Origin of the sequence: Bacillus sp. ISL-57, assembly GCF_018613135.1 — a bacterium.
Classification (GTDB): Bacteria; Bacillota; Bacilli; order Bacillales; family DSM-1321; genus Peribacillus; species Peribacillus frigoritolerans.
The window spans coordinates 179433-203965 of record NZ_JAGGQV010000007.1 but is presented as its reverse complement, the minus strand read 5'-3'; the positions used below and the strand labels follow the sequence as shown (position 1 = coordinate 203965).

The 24533-nt window shown below is 40.2% G+C and carries 22 protein-coding genes, 2 pseudogenes and 1 riboswitch; of the genes and pseudogenes, 19 read left to right on the top strand and 5 right to left on the bottom strand.

Annotated elements, in window-relative coordinates; all coding sequences use genetic code 11:
• Positions 1-73: 73 nt before the first annotated feature.
• Positions 74-385, bottom strand: a pseudogene (locus J7I90_RS27365) (transposase); the annotation flags it as partial.
• A 537-nt stretch (positions 386-922) separates the two neighbouring features.
• A riboswitch (purine riboswitch) is annotated at positions 923-1024 on the top strand.
• 160 nt (positions 1025-1184) lie between these two features.
• Between J7I90_RS27365 and J7I90_RS12320 the strand changes: the two are divergent.
• The 9 genes from J7I90_RS12320 to J7I90_RS12280 all read left to right on the top strand — a co-directional run bounded on the left by J7I90_RS12320 (position 1185) and on the right by J7I90_RS12280 (position 12327).
• On the top strand, positions 1185-1784 hold the full coding sequence (locus tag J7I90_RS12320; protein ID WP_096337561.1) for a xanthine phosphoribosyltransferase: 600 nt from the start codon (positions 1185-1187) through the stop codon (positions 1782-1784).
• Positions 1777-3090, top strand: a complete 1314-nt coding sequence (locus tag J7I90_RS12315) for a nucleobase:cation symporter-2 family protein (protein ID WP_214771963.1) — start codon at positions 1777-1779, stop codon at positions 3088-3090. The genes J7I90_RS12320 and J7I90_RS12315 overlap by 8 nt, the downstream gene beginning before the upstream one ends.
• A gap of 827 nt (positions 3091-3917) precedes the next feature.
• Positions 3918-5006, top strand: coding sequence for a type III polyketide synthase (locus J7I90_RS12310; protein WP_214771961.1), 1089 nt, complete (start codon positions 3918-3920; stop codon positions 5004-5006).
• A complete protein-coding gene (locus tag J7I90_RS12305; protein WP_214771959.1) occupies positions 5006-5536 on the top strand; it encodes an isoprenylcysteine carboxyl methyltransferase family protein in 531 nt (176 codons plus the stop codon). The genes J7I90_RS12310 and J7I90_RS12305 overlap by 1 nt, the downstream gene beginning before the upstream one ends.
• Positions 5537-5683: 147 nt before the next feature.
• Entirely contained in the window at positions 5684-5848 is a 165-nt protein-coding gene (locus J7I90_RS12300) for a hypothetical protein (protein ID WP_202315735.1), read from the top strand.
• A 188-nt stretch (positions 5849-6036) separates the two neighbouring features.
• Complete coding sequence (locus J7I90_RS12295) at positions 6037-9750, top strand: dynamin family protein (protein WP_214771958.1); 3714 nt, start codon at positions 6037-6039, stop codon at positions 9748-9750.
• 15 nt (positions 9751-9765) lie between these two features.
• Positions 9766-10527, top strand: a complete 762-nt coding sequence (locus J7I90_RS12290) for a nucleotidyltransferase domain-containing protein (RefSeq protein WP_214771957.1) — start codon at positions 9766-9768, stop codon at positions 10525-10527.
• Between the two features lie 11 nt (positions 10528-10538).
• Complete coding sequence (locus J7I90_RS12285; RefSeq protein WP_214771956.1) at positions 10539-11366, top strand: sulfurtransferase; 828 nt, start codon at positions 10539-10541, stop codon at positions 11364-11366.
• Positions 11367-11451: 85 nt separating this feature from the next.
• The gene (locus J7I90_RS12280; protein WP_053535539.1) at positions 11452-12327 is read left to right on the top strand and encodes a 5'-3' exonuclease; all 876 of its coding nucleotides are present in this window, start codon (positions 11452-11454) and stop codon (positions 12325-12327) included.
• Between the two features lie 97 nt (positions 12328-12424).
• Here J7I90_RS12280 and J7I90_RS27360 read toward each other — a convergent pair.
• Positions 12425-12614: pseudogene (locus tag J7I90_RS27360) on the bottom strand (transposase); the annotation flags it as partial.
• A gap of 304 nt (positions 12615-12918) precedes the next feature.
• Between J7I90_RS27360 and J7I90_RS12275 the strand changes: the two are divergent.
• Complete coding sequence (locus J7I90_RS12275; RefSeq protein ID WP_048688421.1) at positions 12919-13212, top strand: DUF6123 family protein; 294 nt, start codon at positions 12919-12921, stop codon at positions 13210-13212.
• 44 nt (positions 13213-13256) lie between these two features.
• On the opposite strand, the gene J7I90_RS12270 is transcribed toward J7I90_RS12275, so the two are convergent.
• A complete protein-coding gene (locus tag J7I90_RS12270) occupies positions 13257-14165 on the bottom strand; it encodes a DMT family transporter (protein WP_214771955.1) in 909 nt (302 codons plus the stop codon).
• Positions 14149-14562, bottom strand: a complete 414-nt coding sequence (locus J7I90_RS12265) for a reverse transcriptase-like protein (RefSeq protein WP_214771954.1) — start codon at positions 14560-14562, stop codon at positions 14149-14151. Before J7I90_RS12265 ends, J7I90_RS12270 begins: the two co-directional genes overlap by 17 nt.
• 220 nt (positions 14563-14782) lie before the next feature.
• Here J7I90_RS12265 and J7I90_RS12260 point away from each other — a divergent pair, with 220 nt between their 5' ends.
• The 3 genes from J7I90_RS12260 to J7I90_RS12250 all read left to right on the top strand — a co-directional run bounded on the left by J7I90_RS12260 (position 14783) and on the right by J7I90_RS12250 (position 16698).
• The gene (locus tag J7I90_RS12260; RefSeq protein WP_251025245.1) at positions 14783-15454 is read left to right on the top strand and encodes a ribonuclease H family protein; all 672 of its coding nucleotides are present in this window, start codon (positions 14783-14785) and stop codon (positions 15452-15454) included.
• 5 nt (positions 15455-15459) lie between these two features.
• Positions 15460-15645 (top strand): zinc-finger domain-containing protein, encoded by a 186-nt coding sequence (locus J7I90_RS12255; RefSeq protein ID WP_034307842.1) that lies wholly within the window; start codon positions 15460-15462, stop codon positions 15643-15645.
• 84 nt (positions 15646-15729) lie between these two features.
• A complete protein-coding gene (locus tag J7I90_RS12250; RefSeq protein ID WP_214771952.1) occupies positions 15730-16698 on the top strand; it encodes an HD-GYP domain-containing protein in 969 nt (322 codons plus the stop codon).
• Positions 16699-16713: 15 nt separating this feature from the next.
• Here J7I90_RS12250 and J7I90_RS12245 read toward each other — a convergent pair whose 3' ends face one another.
• A complete protein-coding gene (locus J7I90_RS12245; RefSeq protein ID WP_057277839.1) occupies positions 16714-17178 on the bottom strand; it encodes an RrF2 family transcriptional regulator in 465 nt (154 codons plus the stop codon).
• A 170-nt stretch (positions 17179-17348) separates the two neighbouring features.
• Here J7I90_RS12245 and hmpA point away from each other — a divergent pair, with 170 nt between their 5' ends.
• The 6 genes from hmpA (at position 17349) to J7I90_RS12220 (ending at position 24360) form a co-directional block, all read left to right on the top strand.
• The gene (gene hmpA / locus J7I90_RS12240; RefSeq protein ID WP_214771950.1) at positions 17349-18557 is read left to right on the top strand and encodes an NO-inducible flavohemoprotein; all 1209 of its coding nucleotides are present in this window, start codon (positions 17349-17351) and stop codon (positions 18555-18557) included.
• 334 nt (positions 18558-18891) lie between these two features.
• Positions 18892-19980: a glutamate 5-kinase gene (proB, locus tag J7I90_RS12235; RefSeq protein WP_214771948.1), complete on the top strand. Its 1089-nt coding sequence runs from the start codon at positions 18892-18894 to the stop codon at positions 19978-19980.
• 39 nt (positions 19981-20019) lie between these two features.
• Positions 20020-21267, top strand: a complete 1248-nt coding sequence (locus tag J7I90_RS12230; RefSeq protein WP_214771946.1) for a glutamate-5-semialdehyde dehydrogenase — start codon at positions 20020-20022, stop codon at positions 21265-21267.
• A gap of 80 nt (positions 21268-21347) precedes the next feature.
• Positions 21348-21782, top strand: coding sequence for a general stress protein (locus J7I90_RS12225; protein WP_214771944.1), 435 nt, complete (start codon positions 21348-21350; stop codon positions 21780-21782).
• A 235-nt stretch (positions 21783-22017) separates the two neighbouring features.
• Complete coding sequence (locus tag J7I90_RS27785; RefSeq protein ID WP_285289428.1) at positions 22018-22146, top strand: hypothetical protein; 129 nt, start codon at positions 22018-22020, stop codon at positions 22144-22146.
• Between the two features lie 279 nt (positions 22147-22425).
• Positions 22426-24360: a sigma 54-interacting transcriptional regulator gene (locus tag J7I90_RS12220; protein ID WP_214771942.1), complete on the top strand. Its 1935-nt coding sequence runs from the start codon at positions 22426-22428 to the stop codon at positions 24358-24360.
• Positions 24361-24533 lie beyond the last annotated feature (173 nt).

The window sequence follows — 24533 nt, the reverse complement described above, 5'->3', positions numbered from 1 at the left end:
CATTTCCGCCTGAAATTAAGAGATTGGGGCTCTTCAAGCCCACTAGGTTAGGCCATTTTTGGACCTTACTATGTCCAATTGGCCATCTTTTTTTAAGTAATCCAGCGAAAAAAGTAAGCATCGCCTGCATCTACAATCTTTAAGTCCCCTTAAAGTAGTCCACTGCTTTTTCATCTGCGAATACACGCTCAATCGTTTCTTTACGTTTCGCATATATAGTTTTTCATCTAAATGAAGAGGCAGATGATCTGCCTCTTCCACATATGTTTGCCAGATAGGCCGTGTCACCACTTTTTGATATTCTTTTTGTACACTGTGATAAAGATGAGGATGTTGCACAGATGTGTTTTGGCGATTTGTACCCACGATAGCCCTCTTTATATGTTAAGGAGTCATTAATAGCTTAGCCAAAGGTCAGTTTAAACTGAATACCTATCATTCACCAAATCATAAATGGAAAAGAAGTCAATGGCAGCCTTCATTTCACGAATCTAATGGTTCGCTGGCACTAGTTGATTTAAAGTAATCATTTTCAGTTAATTTCGCTGAATAGAATCATGCTTTATAGGCAATAGGATTCTAAAAGTTAAAACAAAGTTGAACGGAAGATGCGAGACTCCTGTGGGAAAAGCGCCAGGGGAGACCCCGCAGGCGCAAAGGCGACGAGGGTGGTCCGCCCGCCGAAAGCGAGTACTGTAGAGGAACTCAACGGTACAAACCATAAAAGGGCATGTGCAAAATCCAAATGTTATTTGAAGTGGGAGCGATGTTTTTTCTTTATAGGTAAATCCATGTCATTTAGGTTTAGTGATTTCACAATATTCTATTAATACGAATGATGAATTATTTTTTTTATTGAAAGTTCGGTTTTTAACAAAAATAACTTTTCAAATAGAGTCAGCGTTGTTATAATTCATATATTAATAAAATATTAAGCTTCACTCGTATAATAGCAGGGATATGGCCTGCAAGTTTCTACCGGATTACCGTAAATAATTCGACTATGGGTGAGTAATAGATCTTGTTGCATATTGAAGGCTTTTGCTGATTCATTTTCATTCATGCCCAAGAAGTATTGCTTCACTCCAAAAAAGTGCCGCAATGTTTCTTGGGCTTTTTTATATGCCTGGAAACAATTGCATAGATTATGGGTCAATAAACATCCAAGATTGGGAGGAACCTTCATGCAACTTTTAAAGGATAAAATTTTGTCCGAGGGTCAAGCTTTATCAGAAGATATTTTAAAAGTAGATTCATTTTTAAATCATCAAATGGATCCTATATTAATGAAAGAAATTGGTAAAGAATTCGTAAAACGTTTCGAACAAAAGGAAATAACGAAAGTGCTGACAATTGAATCTTCTGGCATTGGACCTGGTTTGATGGCTGCGCTGGAATTGGAAGTTCCGCTCATTTTTGCCCGTAAACGTAAATCACTTACTTTAACAAATGATTTAGTAACGGCGTCCGTTCATTCCTTTACAAAAAAAGAAACCAATACCATTACGGTTTCCAATAAATATATTGAAGCCGGAGATAAGGTTTTGATCATCGATGACTTCCTTGCTGTCGGACAGGCAGCCCGGGGGTTGGTGGAAATCTGTAAGCAGGTTGGAGCAGAAGTGGCCGGAATCGGCATCGTGATTGAAAAAGCATTCCAAAGCGGTGGTAAGGATCTTAGGGAACAAGGTTTTCAAGTGGAATCACTTGCACGGATTGCTGAGTTGAAATTCGGGGAGATAACGTTTGCTGAGGAAAAGGAAGGAGAAGCCGTTAATGTCTAGTCAATCACCATTAAAAGTTGCTTCATTAGGATTACAACATGTTCTTGCCATGTATGCCGGTGCAGTCGTCATTCCATTGATAGTCGGTGGGGCGCTGGGATTGACTGCAGCGCAGTTAACTTATTTAGTTTCGATAGACATTTTGATGTGCGGGATAGCAACTTTATTGCAAGTATGGAAAAATAAATTCTTTGGAATTGGGCTTCCGGTCGTCCTGGGCTGCACATTTACAGCAGTTAGCCCGATGATTGCAATTGGTACGCAATATGGAATCAACTCCATTTATGGATCTATTTTGGCGTCAGGATTGATCGTCATTATCATTAGTAAGTTTTTCGGAAAACTGGCAAGGTTCTTCCCGCCCATTGTCACTGGATCGGTCGTTTTGATTATTGGCATTACGCTCATTCCTGTTGCCATCAACAACCTTGGTGGAGGCCAAGGAGCTGCTGATTTCGGAGACTTGAATAATGTAGCTCTTGGATTCGGAACTTTGTTATTCATTATATTCATGTATAAATTCTCATCAGGATTCGTACGCTCCATCTCTATTTTATTGGGGCTGTTAGTAGGAACATTTGCAGCCTTCTTCCTTGGGAAAGTGGACTTTAGCTCGGTTGCCAGTGCCACTTGGCTGCATATGCCTCATTTTTTCTACTTTGGAACCCCGACATTCAACGTCACGGCAATCATTACAATGACATTGGTGGCGATTGTCAGCTTGGTGGAATCGACTGGTGTTTATTATGCTCTTGGTGAAATCACGGACAAAGAAATTTCAGAAGACGATCTGGCTCGCGGATATCGTTCTGAAGGACTTGCCATCATGATTGGCGGTTTGTTCAATGCTTTTCCGTATACAGCTTTTTCACAAAATGTCGGCTTGATTCAATTGTCAGGCATTAAAACAAGAAATGTCATATTCACAACGGCTGGCATTCTTATTTTCATAGGTTTTGTTCCAAAAATCGGTGCATTCACGACAATTATCCCTTCATCCGTGCTTGGCGGTGCAATGGTGGCGATGTTCGGGATGGTAATTGCCGCTGGAATTAAGATGTTGAGCAAAGTTGATTTTGCTTCTCAAGAAAATTTATTGATCATCGCTTGTTCAGTAGGGATGGGACTAGGGGTGACCGTCGTTCCTGAGCTATTTGCGCAAATTCCGGAAAGCTTTCAAATCTTAACGGAAAACGGTATTGTTGCCGGAAGTTTGACAGCCATATTCTTGAATATCGTCTTTAACATCATCCCTACAAAAGGGAAAGTGAAGGAAGCCCGTATTGAAGGGCAAAATGTAGCCTGATTAAAATAGATTCTATACTCTTGATAGATTCACCCATTTACATGCCCAAAATCCTCAGGTGAAGAGGATTTTGGGCATTTTTTGGCAGAAGCATATCATTGATAATGAATTTAGAGTTTTGTCAGATAAAAGGAAACTCTCTTCACTTTTTGAATATATTGATAGTATATGTTCAGGAAAGTAGTGATAGGGATGGAGAAAAAATATTGTATTCATTGCCGGACCATACTTAGCCAGGAGTATAGGTGCAGTGTGTGTGGAAAAGAGGAGTTTCAAAACATCATTATACAAGTGCAAAATCAATCTTCAGTAAAGAAAGACGACTGAAAGCGCCCCCTTACCAAATTATAGGTAAGGGGGTTTTATTATATCGTGTATACATTTCGATTATTAAGGTGAAAGGTACCTCGCCATTTTTTCGCCATTGCCCATAATGACGTGGGAGGTGTAATATCAATGCTTTGTCTAAAGAGGCGGTAACATTACCGGCAAGCATGCTGCCGAATTCTGCTGCAAAGGATTCAAACATGATTTCACCGTTTTACTCATCCCATCCGTTGGTTCCCTCGATCTTTACTCCATTATTCCTTTCTCTTTGGACATTCAAAAGCCGAACCTCATAAGTCAGCCTTTCGTACAGGAATCCATTAGCGTCCTTATCTGCATGAAAGGTGATATTCGTGGCAGATTTTCCTCCACTTGTATTGTTGTATTTTCTATTGTATGGAAATTATTAAATGCCTATACATATCACCATTTAGCTATAAAGCATAATTGGTATCATGGTGGGTATATTAACCATATCATGAATATTTAGGGGTGGAATCATGCCGTATTTATTATCTGCATCTCATGTAAAGCTGCCACATTTGCTTTCGCAAGAAAAAATCATGGAATTTTCGAGAGAAATATTTGGAGCATCATTTAAGAATATAGAACGGTTACTAAAGGCCTTTAAGAATGGACAAGTGGAAAATCGATATTTTTCAAATGATCTCGATTGGTTTAAAGAGGATCATTCTTTTGCCGATCGAAATGATTTATATATACAGCAGGCAATCAAATTTGGGAAAGAAGCTATAGAAAAATGCTTAGCCAACAAAGAATTTTTAAAAGAAGGACTGCAGGCAAACGAGCTAGATGCTTTCTTCTTTATCTCAAGCACGGGGATTGCCACCCCGACCATTGATGCCAGGATAATGAATGAACTTACATTTAACCCGCATGCTAAAAGGATTCCGATTTGGGGGCTTGGCTGTGCAGGGGGAGCGAGTGGCCTATCACGTGCTTTTGAATATTGCCAAGCATACCCGACTGCGAAGGTGATTGTTTTAAGCGTGGAGTTATGCAGTCTGACATTTCAAAGGAATGATATCTCTAAAAGCAATTTAATTGGGACTTCCCTATTTTCCGACGGAGTAAGCTGTGTTTTGGTTTGTGGTGATGAAGTGCCGAGTGTTCGGTTCTCAAAAAAAGTAAGACATTTGCAATTTTTGGATTCGCAATCGACGCTTATGCCGGATTCATTGGATGTAATGGGGTGGGATGTTAAAGATCAAGGGTTATACGTGATTTTTTCGAAAGATATCCCTACAATCATCAAGGATTGGCTTAAACCGAATGTTCAAGAGTTCTTAATGGAAAATGGATTCGATCTAAACGATGTAAAAGATTTCATCGCTCATCCTGGAGGCAAGAAAGTAATTGATGCTTATCACGAAGCCCTCGGGTTCGATGAAAGCATGACGGCAGAGTCAATGAGCGTATTGCGTGAATTCGGCAATATGTCCTCAGCAACTATTTTGTACGTTCTGGAGAGGTTCATGCAGCGGGGCGGGAATAAAGGTGAGGTGGGCCTGGCTGCTGCATTGGGGCCTGGGTTTTCATCTGAACTTGTGTTAATGAGGTGGAAGTGATGATCTTCGCCATTTTCATTATCTTGATCGCTATACAGCGCCTTGTTGAATTATATATCGCCAAACAAAATGAAAAACAGTTGAAAGCTGGGGGAGCAATAGAATACGGTGAGTCCCATTACAAATGGATGGTTCTGATGCATCTTAGTTTTTTTATTGTTCTCATTATTGAAGTGGTCGGTCTTGAAATGGATATATCTGGACTTTGGCCAATTTGGCTGCCCTTTTTTCTAATTGCGCAGTCAGGAAGGATTTGGGTAATCCGTTCATTGGGAAAACATTGGAATACAAAAATCATAGTGGTTCCTGATGCCGATGTGGTCATTAAAGGTCCTTATAAATTTTTCAAACATCCGAACTATATCATAGTGGCAACTGAGATTTTAGTTATTTCCTTATTATTCAATGCATATTATACTGCTATCATCTTTAGTTTATTGAATGTTTGGATGATGACGGTAAGAATCCCACTGGAAGAGAAGGCATTAAAGGAACATACGGAATATTCTACGGTTTTTAAGGGAGAATAATAAAAAAATTTAATTACTTATTGAAAATGATTATCGTTCGTGATAAGATTCTAAATGAAGATGAAAATTATTCTCATTCGGATTTCAATCAGTTATTTTAACTAAAAACTAAAAACTAAAAGCTAATCAATATAAAAGAGGATGGTGTTGGTAATGGTTTGGGTATTCATTTTATTGACAATCGCTACATATGGTTTTGTGATGAAACATGTATTGAATAATATACAAAAACCGGCAAAGGCAGTAAAACCTTATACCGAGTCACCGATGGAAAACCGAGCTGCTTTTAACCCCACCCCAACAACCAGGTAAACATCCTGGTTTTTTTTTTGCGTTTTTAATAATATGATCAAACTGAGCGAATCCACCAATTGGTGGTTTTTTTTTGAACATGGCCTGTAATGAATCATATAGTAAAATAAAGCTGACGGTATGAATAATAAACGAAATCGTTTACAATAAGATTATCAAAATGACGATAGATTAAGGGGTATGGATTCATGATTCAAGAAACGTTAAAGCAACAGTCCAAATTGGGGATTTTGACTGCCATGTATGAGAAATTTCAATCGGCAGGTGATACAGGCAATGCAGATAAAATGAAACAGTTAATTATGAAAGTGAATAAAGAGGAGTTCATCATCGCTTTTTGCGGGCATTTTTCAGCGGGGAAATCTAGTATGATCAACTTTTTCCTGGGTGATCAAGTATTGCCTTCAAGTCCGATTCCAACAAGTGCAAATACGGTAAAAGTACAAAAAGGGGAAGACTATGCCAAAGTCTTTTACCATCATCAGCCACCAGTCTTATTTCCTGCACCTTATGACTTTAAAGAGGTCAAGAAATTTGCCAAGGATGGAGATTCTGTATCGGCAATAACGATAAGTTCCAATGATTTTTCACTGCCGGATTCATGTGCGATCATGGATACGCCAGGAATCGATTCGACAGACGATGCACATAGAGTTTCTACGGAATCTGCCTTGCATCTAGCTGATGTCGTCTTTTATGTCATGGACTACAATCACGTCCAATCAGAAGTGAACTTCCTATTCACGAAAGAATTGTTGGAGGCTGAAAAACCGACATATTTAATTATCAATATGATCGATAAGCATGATGAGAATGAGCTTGGCTTTCAAGACTTCAAGCTTTCCGTTTCTGAAGCTTTTGCGAACTGGAATGTATATCCTGATGGTATTTTTTATACATCCGTAAGAGACTTGAACAATACCGAAAATGAAATAGAAGTGGTCAAGCAATTCATATATGAAATGGCGGGCAAAGGTTTAAATGATGGGAAAGATGCCATCATGCAATCGGCTAATGCTCTTGTCGAAAGACATCTTAATTGGCTGAAGGAGCAGTATGAAGAGGAACATGCCGATGCTTTCGAAGTATTATCAGAACTTCCTCATGAAGAACGGATACACCTGACGAATCAGGTGGACAGCCTATTGAAAGAAAAAAAATCATTGACTGGACGCATAGAGGAAATCAAGGTCCAGTATGCCGATGCATTGGAAACCATTTTAAAAGGCGCATACATCATGCCGGCGGCAACACGGGACTTAGGTAAATCATTCTTGGAATCGGCCCAGCCGGACTTTAAAATGGGTCTATTATTTGCCAAGAAAAAAACGGATGCCGAACGTGAGGCACGTATTAAGGCGTTCTTGAGCGATCTACAAGAAAAGGTAAAAACCCAGCTTGAATGGCATCTTAAAGAACTGGCGGTTAAAACGCTTAATCAAGCGGAAATCCATGATTCAACACTTGAAAGTAAGGCTCAGGTGCTTCAGATCGAGGTAACGGAATCTTACATAAAAAACTCTTTGAAGCCTCAAGTCGATATTACGGGTGAATACGTTTTAAACTATACGAATGATTTAGCATCAGCCATTAAAAAGAAAGCACGTGATGTATCAGAAGGATTTTTGAATGATATGGTTACCGTTATGGAAGGAATTGTGGAACGGCAGTCTATCTCCATCGATAAGGAACTTGAAGGTTTTTCGGAATTTGCGGAAGCTCTTAAAGTTACTGCTGCGATGAACGCGGAAATCGAGTACCAAACGGAACGTTTAGATGCCATTGCCCATCAAACTGAATCATTGGTCGATGAGCGTGAAATCGATATGCTGTTAACTCAATGGAATGAAGAGGAAAAAAATATTACAGTCAAAATCATGACAACCGATAAAGTAAGTAATTCAAGGTCTGTCAACGAACAATCTGTAAGTGATCATGTTAAAGAACTCAAGGAAGCTGTACCTTCCGTGACTGTTTCTTCATCTGATGCTACTGATTTACGCGGAAAAGAAAAGCTGATGGAGACTGCAGCGAGTTTAAAACAGGCGGCCGGGCTGATCCAACCTCTGAGAGGGTTTCAATCGCTTTATAAAGAATTGAAAGAGAAGGCAAATCGCTTGGAACAACAGACGTTCACGGTTGCCCTCTTCGGTGCATTCAGTGCGGGTAAATCTTCCTTTGCCAATGCTTTGATGGGAGAAAGCGTCCTTCCTGTCTCACCAAATCCGACAACTGCCGCAATCAACAAAATCATGTCTTCGGACGCTGAGCATCCACATGGAACGGCAACCGTCAAATTAAAGACAGAAGCGATGCTGTTGGAAGATGTAAGCCTGGCATTGGCAGCTTTTGATAAATCGGCAAAAACTCTGGATGAAGCACTTCAACTAGCAGGGCAAATCATTGCGAAGGCAGGGGAAGTTGATAAGGGTAAAACGCACTTATCGTTTCTTAGGGCGTTTCATCAAGGGCTTCCCGAGTACCAAAATGATTTAGGAAATGTGGTTACGGTAGACCTTGAAGGATTTAAACGGTTTGCTGCGGAAGAGTCCAAGTCATGTCTTGTTGATCTGATCGAATTGCGTTATGACTGTGAAATGACAAAGCAGGGGATGGTCCTTGTTGACACACCTGGGGCCGATTCGATTAATGCACGCCATACTGGAGCAGCTTTCGAATATATTAAGAATTCGGACGCCATCCTATTCGTGACTTATTATAATCATCCATTTTCCCGGGCAGACAGGGAGTTCCTGATACAGCTTGGACGTGTGAAAGATTCTTTCGCTATGGATAAGATGTTTTTCATCGTCAATGCAGTCGACCTGGCACAAACGACTGACGAATTGGACGAAGTGATGGATTATGTCACAGATCAATTGAATGGATTCGGTATCCGTTTTCCAAAACTGTTCCCGCTTACGAGTAAGGGGGCGTTGATGGAAAAACAAACGCCTGGTTCGTTTAAGCATTCATTCCTTCCTAATAGCGGAATCATGGAATTCCAAGGCCAATTCGATTCTTTCATAGAAAACGATTTAACTGGACTTGCGATTGAATCGGCTCAAGCGGCTGTAAAAAGAACCGAAGAATTGCTACGAGATGTAATTACAGCTTCCAGACAGGATGAGAAAGCGAAACGAAAAGCCCTGGAGACACTTTCTCATGAGTCACAGGCCATTTCAGAACTCCTTTCAGTCATTAAAGGGGATGCCGAAAAGCAACGGTTGAAAAAAGAGATAGACGAATTGACTTTCTATAGTAAACAACGGGTCTTCTTCCGGTTTAATGATTTCTTCAAAGAATCGTTCAATCCAGCTGTTTTAAAAGATGATGGAGGCGATCTGAAAATTGTCCTCAAGCAATCGATGAAGAACTTATTGGATGCGTTAGGCTTTGACCTTGCCCAGGAAATGCGGGCAACGGCTTTAAGGACGGAAATGTTCGTAAATAAATTACTGAATGAGAAACAGGGCAGTTTGCTTCAGCAGATGCAAAAAATAAGAAGAACCCTTTCATTACAGCCATATGAACCCAATGAGAGGGAATCCCTTGAATTCACTGGAGCTTTTGCCCAATTGGATACAGGGGAATTCAAAAAGGAATTGTCATTATTCAAGAATCCAAAATCTTTCTTTGAAAAGAATGAAAAAGCGAAAATGAGTGAAGGTCTTCAGAAGCGTTTGGATGAACCTGCCCTTATATATGCAAAAGAACAGAGTGAGCGGATTTTCGAAATGTATAATGAAGTCCTCGATCAAGAGCTACTCGCGATTCAAAAAGAGTTTAAGATGGAAGTATCGGATATCTTTGCAGGTTTACGTGCAGCATTGGAGGAAACGGTTGATTTACCGTATTATGAAAATGCTGTAGCGGAATTGGCTAAAATGCATTCGAAATAGAAACGGGGTTCATTCATGAAAGAAAACCTTATTTCACGCTTGAGATACCTGGAAAAGAATGAGGATATAACCATATTGATGGCTGCTGTTACTGGCAGCCATTCTTTTGGTTTATCATCGGTCCAATCGGATTACGATGTTCGGTTTATATATGTTCATAATGATAAGCGATCATACTTGAGCTTGAGTCAGCCAGTTGAGGTCATTCAAGTGAAAGAAGGCCTATTTGATATGGAAGGCTGGGATCTCTTTAAATCATCCCGACTTACCTTAAAGAGTAACCCTGCTCTATTTGAATTGTTTCAGTCACCTATCAGGTTGATAACCCATCCGGATTATGATAGGAAGATGACTGGTTTGATAGCGGATTGCTATTCCAAAAAGGCACTGGGGCACCATTACTATCGGATGATGAGCGACAATCTTCAACAAGTGACAAAAACAAGGGGTTCCGAAAGAAAAGAGCTAAAAATATGGGTACAAGTATACCGCTCGTATTTAGCCCTTGAATATATCATCCAACGGGGTTCGCTGCCACCATTATCGGTATGGGAATTACTTGATTCGGTTTCAACGGATCAAGGAATGAAAAACAGGATGACCCGGATATTTAAAGCAAAACAAATGGAAGAATGTATAAGCAACGATGAAGGTGAAAATAATCTTTCGCTGATAGAAGGGAAATCACTTTCCATAAAGAATGAGATAACTAAGCTACATCAAGGGAAGAACATGGAAATGGAACTTAATGAATTAATTTGGGCCATTTTGGAATAGGGGGATATGAGATGAGTTTTATAATCGATAAAGAAGAGCTGTTGCCGTTGTTGAATTCCAGGGATATCAGGATTTGTGACTGCCGCTTTCAACTAGGCTCTCCTGATGCAGGGTATAATGATTACAAGAAAGACCATATTTCAGGCGCTGTTTATTTCGATCTTGAAAAGGACTTGTCTGGTCAGGTTCAAGAGCATGGCGGAAGACATCCTCTCCCTGACCTGGAAACCATTAAAGGTAAACTGGAATCAAGTGGAATCACCAACGATACTGTACTTATCGCTTATGATGGCGGGGAAGGTTCTTTTGCTTCCAGGTTTGTCTGGTTGCTAAGCTACCTTGGGCATCAGAAAGTCTTTGTCCTGAACGGGGGATATCGCGCCTGGAGGGATGCGGGCTATCCGATTGACTCGATTCAAATGAATTATATGCCAACCGAATATCATATCGATATAAATGAGCACGTTTTTGCATCTTTTCGAGAAGTGAAGGATTACACTTTGAATAGACCTGACGATATCGTATTAATGGATTCACGAGAATCTAAGCGCTACGAGGGAATCGAGGAACCAATTGATAAAAAAGCCGGCCATATACCTGGTGCAATAAATAAGGTTTGGACGAACGTTCTGGAAAATGGCTATTTTAAAAAGAAGGAAGATCTTCAGTCGAATTTCACAAGCATCGGTGAAGATAAGGAAATCATTGTGTACTGCGGTTCAGGTGTGACGGCCTCACCCAATTATATCGCCCTGAAAGAAGCGGGCTTTAAAGATGTGAAGATTTATATTGGCAGTTTCAGTGACTGGATCTCGTATGATGATAATCCAATTGAATAATATTTTTTCCAATTAAACAATCCTTAAAAAAAGGGACAGTTATGTTAAAATGGAAGTACATCATGATAGAGGTGATAATGTGTTAATGAAAGAAAATGAGCAGCATCCATCCTTTATGCTTGTCGATGGAATGGCGCTTCTATTTAGAGCTTTTTATGCAACGGCCGTTACTGGTCAATTCATGATTAACTCCAAAGGCATCCCGACAAATGCCGTTCAAGGTTTTTTGAAGCATATGCTGACGGCGGTGAATCACTTTTCACCCAGTCATGTAGCGGTATGTTGGGATATGGGCAGCAAGACTTTCAGAAATGAATTATTTGATGGATACAAGGCGAATCGATCAGAAGCTCCAGTCGAAATGATTCCTCAATTCGACTTAGCGAAAAAAGCGGTTGAAGCATTCGATATCCCTAACATAGGACTCTCTGGTTATGAGGCGGATGACTGTATCGGGACAATTGCCAAAGCATCTGCACAGCATAGCCGAGTGGGTATATTGACTGGCGACCAAGATATGCTTCAGTTAATAGATGAAAACATTTCCGTACTATTGTTAAAAAAAGGGTATGGTAACTATGAGGTGCATAATCCCGATAGCTTTTTTGAGTGGAAAGGGATTACACCAAGGCAAATGATCGATTTAAAGGCTTTAATGGGTGATACAGCTGATAACTATCCCGGGGTTAAAGGAATTGGGGAGAAGACAGCATTGAAATTATTGATACAGTATCAAAGTATCGAAGGCATTCTTGAAAATGTTGCTTCATTGACGAATGGGCAACGGGCTAAAATTGAATCCGCTGTCGATATGCTTCATTTATCCAGAAAGCTAGCAGAAATAAAATGTGATGTACCAATTTCATGTCCTTTGGACGATGCGGTCTATCAGTATGATCGCGAAAAGGTCAAAAATCTGGCTAGGGATCATGAATTCAGGACTTTACTGCGAATGATCTAATCAAAAAAGAGGAGCTCCCACATGGGAGCCCCCTTTTGGAATTCCCTTTAAATTTTCGCCTGAATTTAAGAGATTGGGGCTCTACTAGCCCACTATGTTAGACCATTTTGGAACTTGCCATTAAACGATTGGCCACCTTCTTTAAATTAATGCCAGCGAAAGTTAGCATCGCCTGAATCGACAATTTTTTAAGAACCCCCTTAAAGCAGTCCAATGCATATCATGCTTTTCTTTTGAATCTCCGAATACACGTTCAATCTTTAATTGCTTTTCGCATATATAGGTTTTACAGCTTGATGTTGACGAGATGATACATCACCTTAAGTTTCTAATAGGTGAAACAAAGTTGATTGGAACGGAAGGTACGAGACCCCTGCTTAGAAAAGTGCGTCGAAGGGAGACCCCGCAGGCATTTGCGCCGAGGAGGCTCCCGGACCGCCCACGGAAAGCGAGTGCCCTACGTTCCAATCAACGTTCAAATTGTACAGTCTGGGACCTTCCTAATGGGAGGTCCTTTATTTTGTACGATGATTTTTTTGTCGAAAAATGGATAGTCAAATTCTTTGATATACGGTAAGATGAAAATAAGGCATGAAGTATGGAGTGGATGCAGAAGTGGCGAAATCAACTGAAGAGTATGTTAGTTTTTTAGAGGGTAAGGGATTCACTTTTGGTAATGACGCGATTGGTTTTATTTATTTTGGTAAGCGCTACACGGATGCAAGTGATATTTTAGTCAATGCAGCAATAGAGTTGACATTGAAGGTACAAAAGAATTTTGATGGCAGCTTTTATATCTCCTTTTTGGAAAACTTAAAACAAAATGGCATTGAAACGCGTAGTGCAGCGGTATCGTTTGCAAAAGAACAGGGGCTACTTAAATAAATCGGACTTCGTAACTGGAAGTCCGATTTATTTTATTGGGCTTTTCAAGAAAACTCCTGTGTCACCGATTTCTTTTTCTTAACAGGCAGTTCTGCAAAAATCATTCCCAAGAATATGAATGCGCAGCCGATGATGGAAGCGGAAGTCAATTGTTCCCCTATCAATATGTATGAGGATAACGCTGCAAAAACCGGTTCCATTGAAAAGATCAGCGCCACTCTTGTAGGTGTCGTATAGGCTTGGAAGAAGGTTTGTGCGAAAAAGGCGAAGGCCGTGGCAAGGGCTGCCGTAACCAACAAAGCAGTCCATACATCCTTTTGAAACATGACCTCTGAGCTGAAGATGACGGAATGATTCTCTTTGAAAATGAAAGCTGAAACAAATGATAATAAAGATACGGTGGAAACCTGAATCAACGTCAGCGGTAAAGCGGGAAGTGTCTTGGCATATTTAGCGGTAGTAATGATTTGCATGGCAAAACTGATTGCACATAAAAATACAAGTAAATCACCGATATTCAAATTGGAGCGGTCAGCGAAAGTCATTAAATAAAGTCCGATGGTTGCGGCTGCGACACCTATTATGGTATTGCGGGAAAGCCTATGCTTTAAAAGCAGCAGGGAAAAAACAGGTACCATGACAACACTTAATCCTGTTATAAAGCCAGTCTTTGCAGGCGTTGTATAATTCAATCCGATCGTTTGAAGCCCATAACCGAGAAAAAGCCATACACCAATATGAAACCCAGCTTTAAAAAGGCCCTTGCTCCCGTTTTTTCCCTTTTTGTGTAGAGTCAATAAATAAGGGATGAGCAAGAATACGAACGCCATGAAAAAACGGACGGCATTAAAGGTGAAGGGGTCAAGAAAAGATAGCGCATTTTGGACCATGACAAAAGTGACGCCCCAGATGAATACAACGAATAATAATGAAAAATCAGCTGTCTTGTTCATGAATTTCCTCAGCCTTATTCAATCGAATGGCCCGTCTCGCCAACTCATCTGCGGACTTATTTTCGATATTTGGAATCCATTTCATGAAAAATAAATCAAGCTTGTCGGAAAGCTTTAACGCCCGTTCCAGCAAAAGTGCATATTTATTCTTTGCAAATCTTTTTTCAATGGCTTGGTTGATGGCTTGGGAGTCCGTACGAAAAGAAACGACTTGATACTTATTGGCCACACAAATTTCCAATGCTTTGATTAAGGCATGGTACTCCGCTTCATGGTTTTCCATATTCCCAAGCGGAAAGGAATGCCTCTCGACCACACCGTTATTATTTATGAAAACACCTGCACCGCTAGGCCCTGGATTGCCCGCACTGGCACCATCAATATACACTTCGATCAAGATGTGCTCCTCCTCGAGTTTAACTGTTAAAATGTTCGATATAAAAACGTTCCTTTTAAAATTAAGATTGAACATGAGAATTTCAGGCTCATATGGGAACTATAATTAAAAAGAGTGTTTAAAATGCTTACAATATATTATAAAGGGTATGACGAAAAAAAGGTATGAAAATTGTAAGCTGTTCTGCATGAATCGTGAATGGATAAGGAGCTGGAAATCTTTGAAGGTAATTATGCAATGGACATATCAAGCTTCAAAAAAACCATCTGCCGATTTCGTTTCGGATTGGCTTGATGCCGGGACTGCACTGGTCATTACAGAAGATCTTGAAAAGGCAGGAAGGCTGAAAGAAGTGGAATTCAAGGATGAATTCGATACAACATGGACCAAGAAGGAGTTAAAGAAACTCCTGACGGAAATTGAGGAAGAACCGCAGGATGTGACGGTTTTCTTTGATGGAGGTTTTCAAAAAGATGAAAAGGTGGCAGGAATTGGTGTTGCCATTTATTATCGACAAGGAAAGAAGTTCTGGCGGTTACGGAGCAATGTGAAATTGGAGCAATTCGAATCCAATAATGAAGCTGAATATGCGGCTTTTCATGAAGCGGTCAGGCAGATGGACGAACTTGGAATCCACCATCAAAGCTGTGTCTTTAAAGGGGATTCTCTCGTCGTCTTAAATCAACTTTCCGGTGAATGGCCCTGTATGGAAGAAAACTTAAATAAATGGCTGGACCGCATTGAAGCGAAACTGGATAAATTAAAGATCATTCCCGTCTGCAAGCCGATTTCCCGAAAGGAAAACCAGGAAGCCGATCGCCTGGCCACACTTGCACTACAAGGAAAAGACATTTTCAGTAAAATAGAAATTGCTGGGTCAAAGGAGCCATAACAACGATGAACAGGAAAAAAATATATGAAGAAGTGGAAGATGTTCTCGCTTCATTTTGCCAAGATTGTTTTTTAAGAAAGCATTTTCGAAAAGAGAAGGGGCGTACGTATGCCCATCAGTTCTGTATTTCAGAATGCACGGTTGGTGAAAAATTAAAACAGCTGGGCAATGAACTTAGTGACCGAACTTAAGTGCCCAAAAATTGCTTTCATTAAGACACAAGGCAATGAAGGATATGGTATTATAGGTAAAAAATAGAGAAAAGTGTGAGAGCGATGAAAAATAGAAGAGGGAAGCTTGTGAAACAGCCTCTTACCATACCCCAAATTGATTTAATAAGGGAAGAATTGAAAAAAGATGCATTTGCTTTAAGAGTAAATCATGCACAACCTAACGTAAATATTCAGGATAGAATCAACGAAGCTTCTCTTCAATTGAAAAACATCTTTCAAGATATACGTAAAGAAGGAAAAATACAGCTTGAAAAGATTGTATTGATTAAAGCAAAAGTTGCACCTGTCATTGCAGAAGCTGCTATGAATCCTGATATTTATTCCCTTTTCGATGAGCTGCATGCAGATAACGAATACACGTATCGGCATAATATCGGTGTCGGGATCATCGCCACTTATCTAGGGATGAAGCTTGGAATATCTAAAGAAAACCTTTCAGCCCTGACATTGGCAGCCATGCTGCATGACGTGGGTAAAACCAAGATTCCGGATAGTATATTGGAAAAAACGGGTAAACTGAATGAGGCAGAGTATGAAGAGATGAAACGCCATGCCATTTATGGGTATGAATTACTTAAAAATATCCCTGGAATCCCACCATCGATTGCATTAACAGCCCTCCAGCACCATGAACGGGAAGATGGGCAAGGCTATCCTCTAGGGCTGGGTGGAAAGGATATCCATCTACATGCGAAAATCGTCGCTATAGCCGATGTATTCCACGCGATGTCATCAAATCGTGTATATCATCAGGCCATGCCGTTTTATAAGGTGATCGAGCAAATGAACAGGGATATGTTCAGTAAATTCAATCCTGAGATCCTAATGGAGCTTGTAAGCCGATTAATGTCCACGTTGGTAGGAAAAGAAGTCATGCTTACCAATGGACGGTTCGGGACGATTATCATGATCGATCCATACGATCCCCTTAAAGCTTTATTGAAAACCGGTACAGAGATCATAGATTTGCGGATGGAAAAAGAATGGCAAATCGAACGAATCATCGGTTAATGGAAAAAAGCCCGATTATAAAAAATCGGGCTCTTCGTCATTCTGCTTTACCGAATCAAAATAGGTTTTGAGCATTACTTTATTTTCGCTGAAGTCTGCAATCGTATATTGATCAAGGACTTGAAGAAAAGCATCCAAGGCATTGTTAAGGACAAATTTCAATGAACAAACGGGAGAAATCACACAGTTATCGTGATCTTTAAAACATTCCACTAGATAAAAATCTTCTTCGGTTCTCCGCACTAGTTCCCCTACATTTATTTCAGCAGGGGATTTTGCAAGCCGGAAACCGCCATTTCTTCCACGTATCGTCTCGATATAGCCTAATTTACCTAGATTATGAACAATTTTCATCAAATGATTTTTAGACAGTTGATATACTTCAGAAATCTCTTTGATATTAGATAATTTGCTTTGGTCGTGGGTAGCCAGGTAAATCAAAACTCTAAGTGAGTAATCGGAATAACTCGTCAACCTCATGTTTATCGCCTCACATTCTATCCCCATTTGACTATATCATAAATGTGAACATTTTATAAACATGAAAACTTATTATCTGAAAAGATGTATAAAAAATATTGCTTTTAATGCATTTAAGTTCTAATATAAACATGTATTTAAAATACTTGTTTATGAGAAGGGGTTTACCTATGCTATCCCAGAAAACTATCGATATTATCAAATCAACCGTACCTGTATTAGAAGTGCATGGTACAACTATCACAACTGTATTCTATAAAAATCTTTTCGAAGCACATCCTGAATTATTAAATGTTTTTAATCATGCCAATCAAAAAAAGGGGCGCCAGCAAACTGCACTTTCCAACACGGTTTTGGCAGCAGCTAAATATATAGATCAACTTGAAACGATAATACCTGCCGTGAAGCAAATAGCACAAAAGCATAGAAGTCTTGCAGTCAAACCCGAACATTATCCAATTGTTGGAGAACACCTATTAGGCGCAATCAAGGAAGTGTTACAAGATTCGGCTACAGAAGAAATCCTTCAAGCTTGGGGAGAGGCGTATGGAGTCATTGCGGATGTTTTCATTAGCATCGAAAAGGAAATCTATGACGAAGCTTCCAATCAGGTCGGAGGATGGTCTGATTTCAAACAATTCACAGTGGTGGAAAAAGTACGGGAAAGTGACGTAATCACATCCTTTTATCTAAAGCCATCAGATGGAGATGTGGTTCCGGCATTTCTTCCAGGACAATATATTACCGTTCGGATCGAGATACCGGGTGAACGCTATTTATTCAACCGTCAGTATAGTTTATCTGATGTTCCGGGAAAAGATTACTTCCGTATTTCCGTTAAAAAGGAAAAACCGGGAACCTCTCCTGATGGAATGGTCTCAAACTACTTGCATGAATCCATTCAGATGGGTGACAGTATTGACGTAACGGCTCCTGCAGGTGATTTCACCATCGACTTGGATAAACGAACACCGGCAGTATTCTTGAGCGGAGGCGTTGGCATAACGCCTTTCATGAGCATGGTAAATGCGGTAGCTGAACAAACACCTGATCGTGATGTACAATTCATACATGCAACCGAAAATGGCAATCTACAGCCGTTCAGAATGGAACTGACAGAACTAGGCCACAAGCTTATCAACTATCAATTATCCTTTGTTTTTAAAAGTCCGAGTGAGGATGATAAGAACCTGCCGAATTTTGAAAAGGAAGGATATATTGATAAGGAATTATTGAGCAGTTTTGTTAAACCCGAGGCTGATTATTATGTGTGTGGCCCTGTTCCTTTCATGAAGGCGATCATCACTTACCTGAAGGAATTGGGGATAGATACGGATAAAATTCACTATGAGTTCTTCGGCCCGGCAATTGCCTTATAAGGTTCATTCATCGCAGGAATGTTATTGACATCAAGCAGATAATTTTGCATACTATATTAAAACAATGAACGTTGAGAGAAGATTAGTATGCGAGAATCACTGTGACAGAGAGCGGCGTCAATTGCTGGAAGACCCGCGACAGGAATGCGCAGAACCTGCTTCTTGAGTCCTATGCAAAACATAGGCGCAAATCCTGGCGTTATCAGGCAAAGTGGGATGCATGAACTTGCATTCAATGAAGGTGGTACCACGGAGAGCAGCCCTTTTCGTCCTTATTTCGAGGATGAAAAGGGCTTTTTTTCATGTCTTAGATATTTATTGGAGGAAGTTATCGATGGAAAAGAAACGCATCGTTGTAAAGATAGGAAGTAGTTCTTTGACCAACACAAAAGGTGAAATCGACCAAAACAAATTTTCCGATCATATCCAGGCAGTGGCAGCGTTAAGGAAAGCGGGGCATGAAGTTGTCCTTGTTTCATCTGGTGCTGTAGCGACAGGTTTTCGCAAGCTCGGCTACCCTACGCGACCTGTCACGCTCAAAGGGAAACAAGCTGCTGCAGCGGTGGGGCAAAGCCTATTGATTCAATCATATATGGAACAATTAGGGAACTTTGGAATCGTTCCGGCGCAGATTTTATTAACTAGGAAAGATTTCTCGAAAAAAGATAGATATAAAAATGCATATGCGACATTGATGGAATTGCTTGAACGCGGCATCCTTCCGATTATAAATGAAAATGATACAGTATCGGTCGAGGAGTTGACTTTTGGTGATAATGATATGCTATCCGCTCTGGTAAGCGGGTTAGTCCACGCCACGAACTTGATCATATTAACGGACATTAATGGGCTCTATGATTCCAATCCACAGACAAATCCAGGGGCGAAACGATTTGATGAATTATCCGAGGTAACGGCGGATTTATTGCAAATGGCAGAAGGCGCAGGATCTAATGTCGGAACCGGGGGCATGAAATCGAAGCTGATTGCAGCGCAAACAGCATTGTCACTAGGGGTGAAAGTATTCATCGGATCTGGTTTGGGGAGTGATAAACTTCTAACTATCCTTGAAGGCAATGGTGATGGCACATATATAGGGAATGAAGACATGACGATGGTAACGAAAAACAAACAATGGATATCCCTTCATTCACAAGTTTCCGGAAAAATTTTCGTTGATGAAGGTGCCGAAAGGGCTCTAGTTTCAAATGGCAGCAGTCTGCTGCCAGCTGGGATTTATGAAATTAAAGGAGCCTTCAACAAGGGCGATGTTGTCGAAGTCTTTGGTGTAAATGGATTATTAGGGAGGGGGGAGGTCCTTTATTCCGACGAAGAATTAAAACAGGCCATGGGAAAGAGGACATCCGAGCTTGTGATCACTTCCATAGAAGTAATTCATCGTGATAAATGGGTGAAAGCATAAAAAAATCAATTTCATGAAAGAAAAGGGGGAATTTGGGAAATGAGTGAAGTGACAGCGAAAGGAAAGGCAGCCAAAAAAGCCAGTTATCAGTTAATCGGATTAAGTACGGAAAAGAAAAATGAGGCACTTGGAAAAATTGCTAAGCAACTTATTATCGATAAAGACTTTTTGATAAAGGAAAATCAAAAGGATCTGGAAGAAGGCAGGAAAAAAGGCTTCAGTGAGTCTATATTAGATCGAATTATGTTGAATGGTAACCGTATTGATGACATGGCAGCGGCCATTGAGCTTCTAATCGAATTAAATGATCCAATTGGGGAACAATTGGAGACGATCGAAAAAGAAAATGGTTTGCTGATTAAAAAGTTACGGGTGCCGATCGGGGTAATCGGGATGATTTATGAAGCAAGGCCGAATGTGACCATCGATGCAGCTACATTATCCTTGAAAACGGGGAATGCTGTCATCTTAAGAGGCAGCTCGTCAGCCAAATACTCCAATATGGCACTAGTCTCTTCCATTCATAAAGCATTAGAGAATACGGAAATCCCAGTAGAAGCTGTTCAGTTGATCGAGGATACAAGTCGTGAAACCGCTAAGGAAATTTTTCATCTTAATGAGTATTTAGATGTTTTGATTCCACGAGGCGGAAAGAATTTAATTGAAACGGTCATTAAGGAGTCCACTGTTCCCGTCCTTGAAACAGGTGCAGGCAATTGCCATATCTTCATCGATCAGACCGCAGATATCACGATGGCCGAGAAAATTGTCTTAAACGGTAAAACTCAGCGCCCTTCCGTATGCAATGCTATCGAGGGGCTTCTAATCCATGAAGAATGGTTTAAAGAAAATGGAGTGCGTATTTTGGAACTCCTGGACGAAAAGGGTATTGAAGTATTTGGAGATGAAGCGGTTTGCAGCGTCTTTCCGAGAGCAAAAACGGCTACGGAGGAAGATTGGTCAACTGAGTACCTTGCTTTAAAAATCAGCGTGAAAACCGTAAAAGGTGTATCCGATGCCATTGATCACATAAACCGATACGGTTCCAAGCATTCTGAAGCAATCCTAACGAGGGATGAACAAAATGCTTCTGCATTTTTGAATAAAGTGGATGCCGCAGCCGTTTATCACAATGCTTCCACCCGTTTCACCGACGGCTTTGAATTCGGTTATGGCGCAGAAATCGGCATTTCCACACAAAAGCTGCATGCGCGCGGACCAATGGGTTTACCTGCATTAACATCAAGCAAGTACTTCATTTATGGCCAGGGGCAAATCCGGGAATAGAATTCATTTCATTCATGGAAGGTTATTAAAACTCAATTAAGGGTATTGTATAATACATTACTTTTAAAGGAGCAGATACCATGGACAAGAGGTTTATAGCAATATATGAAAATGAAAATGAAGCGATTTCAGCAGTCGGAAATTTAAAGGAACAAGGATATACATCCGATCAAATATCAGTATTGGCAAAAAATATTGATAAATTACCAAATGAAGCCGAGGAAGTCAGCCCGGCAAAGACTGATGGATTAGTAGCTGGGGCAGCTGCCGGCGGAGCGGTCGGATTGACAGGACTGCTTATTGGAATGAGTGCATTGGCCGTACCAGGAATAGGTCCGATATTGGCAGCAGGACCGATTTTCGCCACTTTTGGGGGAGCTGCAGCCGGGGCAGCATCGGGAGCAGGCGGATTGAGAAAGCCATTATTGGACATTGGGCTGGAGGAAGCCGAAGTCGATCAATACGTAGAGGATATTAAGGCAGGGAAAATCCTTGTCATCGCCGATCCCTTTTAAGTTCGTAAGTAAAGCCCCTCGAATGAACAGATTTACGAAGTTTGACAACTGAGCTCAATGCCCACAAAAACTCAAAACCATTATTTATTGAAAAACCCCGTTCAGGATTTCTTGAACGGGGTTAAAATGTTTGTAGACTAATTTTATTGTCCGTAACAATAAATCAAGAGGAATTCTACATTTGTATGAAGAATAAAAGGAATATAGTCCTGTTAGCGTGAAAGGAAGGGGAATTATGGGAAATAACGTAGATGGAAGCCGCTTTAAGAAATTAAAGAGGCATGATGAATTTCGCCATAAGGATCATTATGCGGTTGTTGATGTTGAAAATCGTTTTCTGGTAATGAAAAGTAAGTTTAAATGAGATGATTTGAATGTCCATTCTTTTTGTAATAATTAATATCAATCGGAATCCTTAAAAACCCAGGATAACAGGGTTTTTTATTTTTCAAAATGAAAAATCTTAATAAAATGCAGAAAAAATTTCAAGCGTACTTATGGCCATTACTTTTCTCATCGCGGCTTTAAATTGCTTATTAGCTACCTTTATTATATCTCGTCCTTATTGACTTGGGCTAGAATAACAGGTTGCCAGAGCTTGCATCTAATAAGCCAAATTGATTTTACGCTGGAGGTGGGTATTTTGATAAAAATAAAACTCGTTGTTCCCCGCAGAGGGTATATTACGGATGCTTTTGAAAGATTTGAGGAGTTCAACAAGTTAGAGGAATCGGAAAACAATGGTAACGGTTCAGTGAAGTTTGTTTTAGAGGAGGTAGTTGAGGATGCCGATAAGATTGGGAAGTTGAAGCTTGATGCCGATGTAATCATCTCAAGGGGATTAATCACGAAACTATTAAAAGAATGCAATGAATCCATTCCTATCGTTGATATACCTGTGCAGGGCATTGACCTCATTCGTTCCCTGCATGATTGCAAGGCACGTTTCGGAAGTAAAAAAGTGGCCGTCATAGGAGCTTTGAATATGATTTATGGCGTGGAAAACCTTTCGGATATCGTTGATTTGCCAATTCAGTCCTATATATTAAATGATATCGAGTCCTCAGTCAGTTTAGTGGATTTAGCCGCCAGAGATGGCTGTGAGGTTGTATTAAGTGGGTTAAGTACCTGTAAATATGCTGAAGAGATAGGATTGGGAGCCATTCTGGTTGATACTGGAAAGGAATCATTTCGGCAGGCGTTGATTGAGGCGAAAAGGGTAGCTCTTGTCAGCAGAAGGGAACAGGAGAAGACCAAGCGTTACCAAACGATTCTTAATTATGCCTATGAAGGGGTTATTGCAATAGATTTAAAAGGACAAATATCCGTATTCAATACGGCCGCTCAGGAGATATTAGCCATTTCCAAGGGAAGCTTAATTGGAAATTCAGTATACGATATAATAAAGCCCGGAAAATTTCGTAATATGCTTTTAAGCGACGATGAATACGAAAAAGATACCGTTGCTTACCAATCCATTCAATTATCGGTAAAAAAAGTCGGGATATTTTTAAAGGGTAAAAAAGTGGGGGATATGGTCGCCTTTCAAGATGTTACACGCATTCAGGAGATGGAAGGGAAGTTCTTTAGAAAGCTTCATTCACGCGGACATGTAGCGAAGTACACATTTGATGATATATTGTACCGGAGTTCGGAAATCAAGAGGACGATTGAAACGGCTCAACGTTATAGTGAAGTGGATTCAAACATTCTTATAATTGGAGAAACTGGGACGGGCAAGGAAATATTCGCCCAAAGCATACATAATCATAGCAACCGGAAAAACAACCCGTTTGTTGCCATTAATTGCGCAGCCCTTCCCGAAAATCTATTGGAAAGTGAGCTTTTCGGATATGCAGAAGGAGCTTTCACGGGAGCCATGAAAGGCGGAAAGCAAGGATTTTTTGAACTGGCCCATAGAGGAACGATTTTTTTAGATGAAATAGGAGAAATCTCCCCAAAAATGCAAAGCCGGCTGCTGCGTGTCCTGCAGGAGCGTGAAATCATGCGCATAGGTGATGATAAAGTAATCCCGGTTGATGTGAGAATAGTGTCGGCAACGAACAAAGACCTCATGCAAATGGTAAAGAATAATGACTTTCGGGAGGATCTATATTATCGCCTGAGTGTGCTGGACCTTGTATTGCCTCCGCTTCGGGAACGCAGAGAAGATATTCCGTTATTGGTGAATGCCTTTATTCGGAAAGGTCATTCGGAGCAAAAACAAATCAAAATTTCGGAAACTGCCATGAAAAGGCTGAGTGAAGGGAATTGGGAAGGGAATATTCGCCAATTGCAAAATTTTTGTGAGCGATTATGCGCTCTTTATAAGAACAAGATAATTGATGTGTACGATATCGAAATGTATTTTCCGAATAAAAGTAATAAGAAGATACTGCTTTCGGAACAAAACGAAGAGATGGATATATTACCTGGGATACATTTATCCGAGCGTGAAAGAATTGTTCAAACGTTAATAAAGGTGAATTTTAACAAAGGAAAAGCTGCTTTTGAGTTGGGTATGAGTCGGACGACTTTATGGAGAAAGATGAAAAATTTGAATATTGAAACAAATTGAAGCGTAATGAAACAAATTAATTCATTTTGAAACAATTTGTTAACTTTATTTATGTCTTGGTTTGAGATCGAATTGGCTTCTTTCTTGAATAAACGGATCTTTTTTATGTTGGCACAATAATTGTATATATACAATGGTGTAGGAAAGATTTTTCCTTCAAGGTTAACATGAAA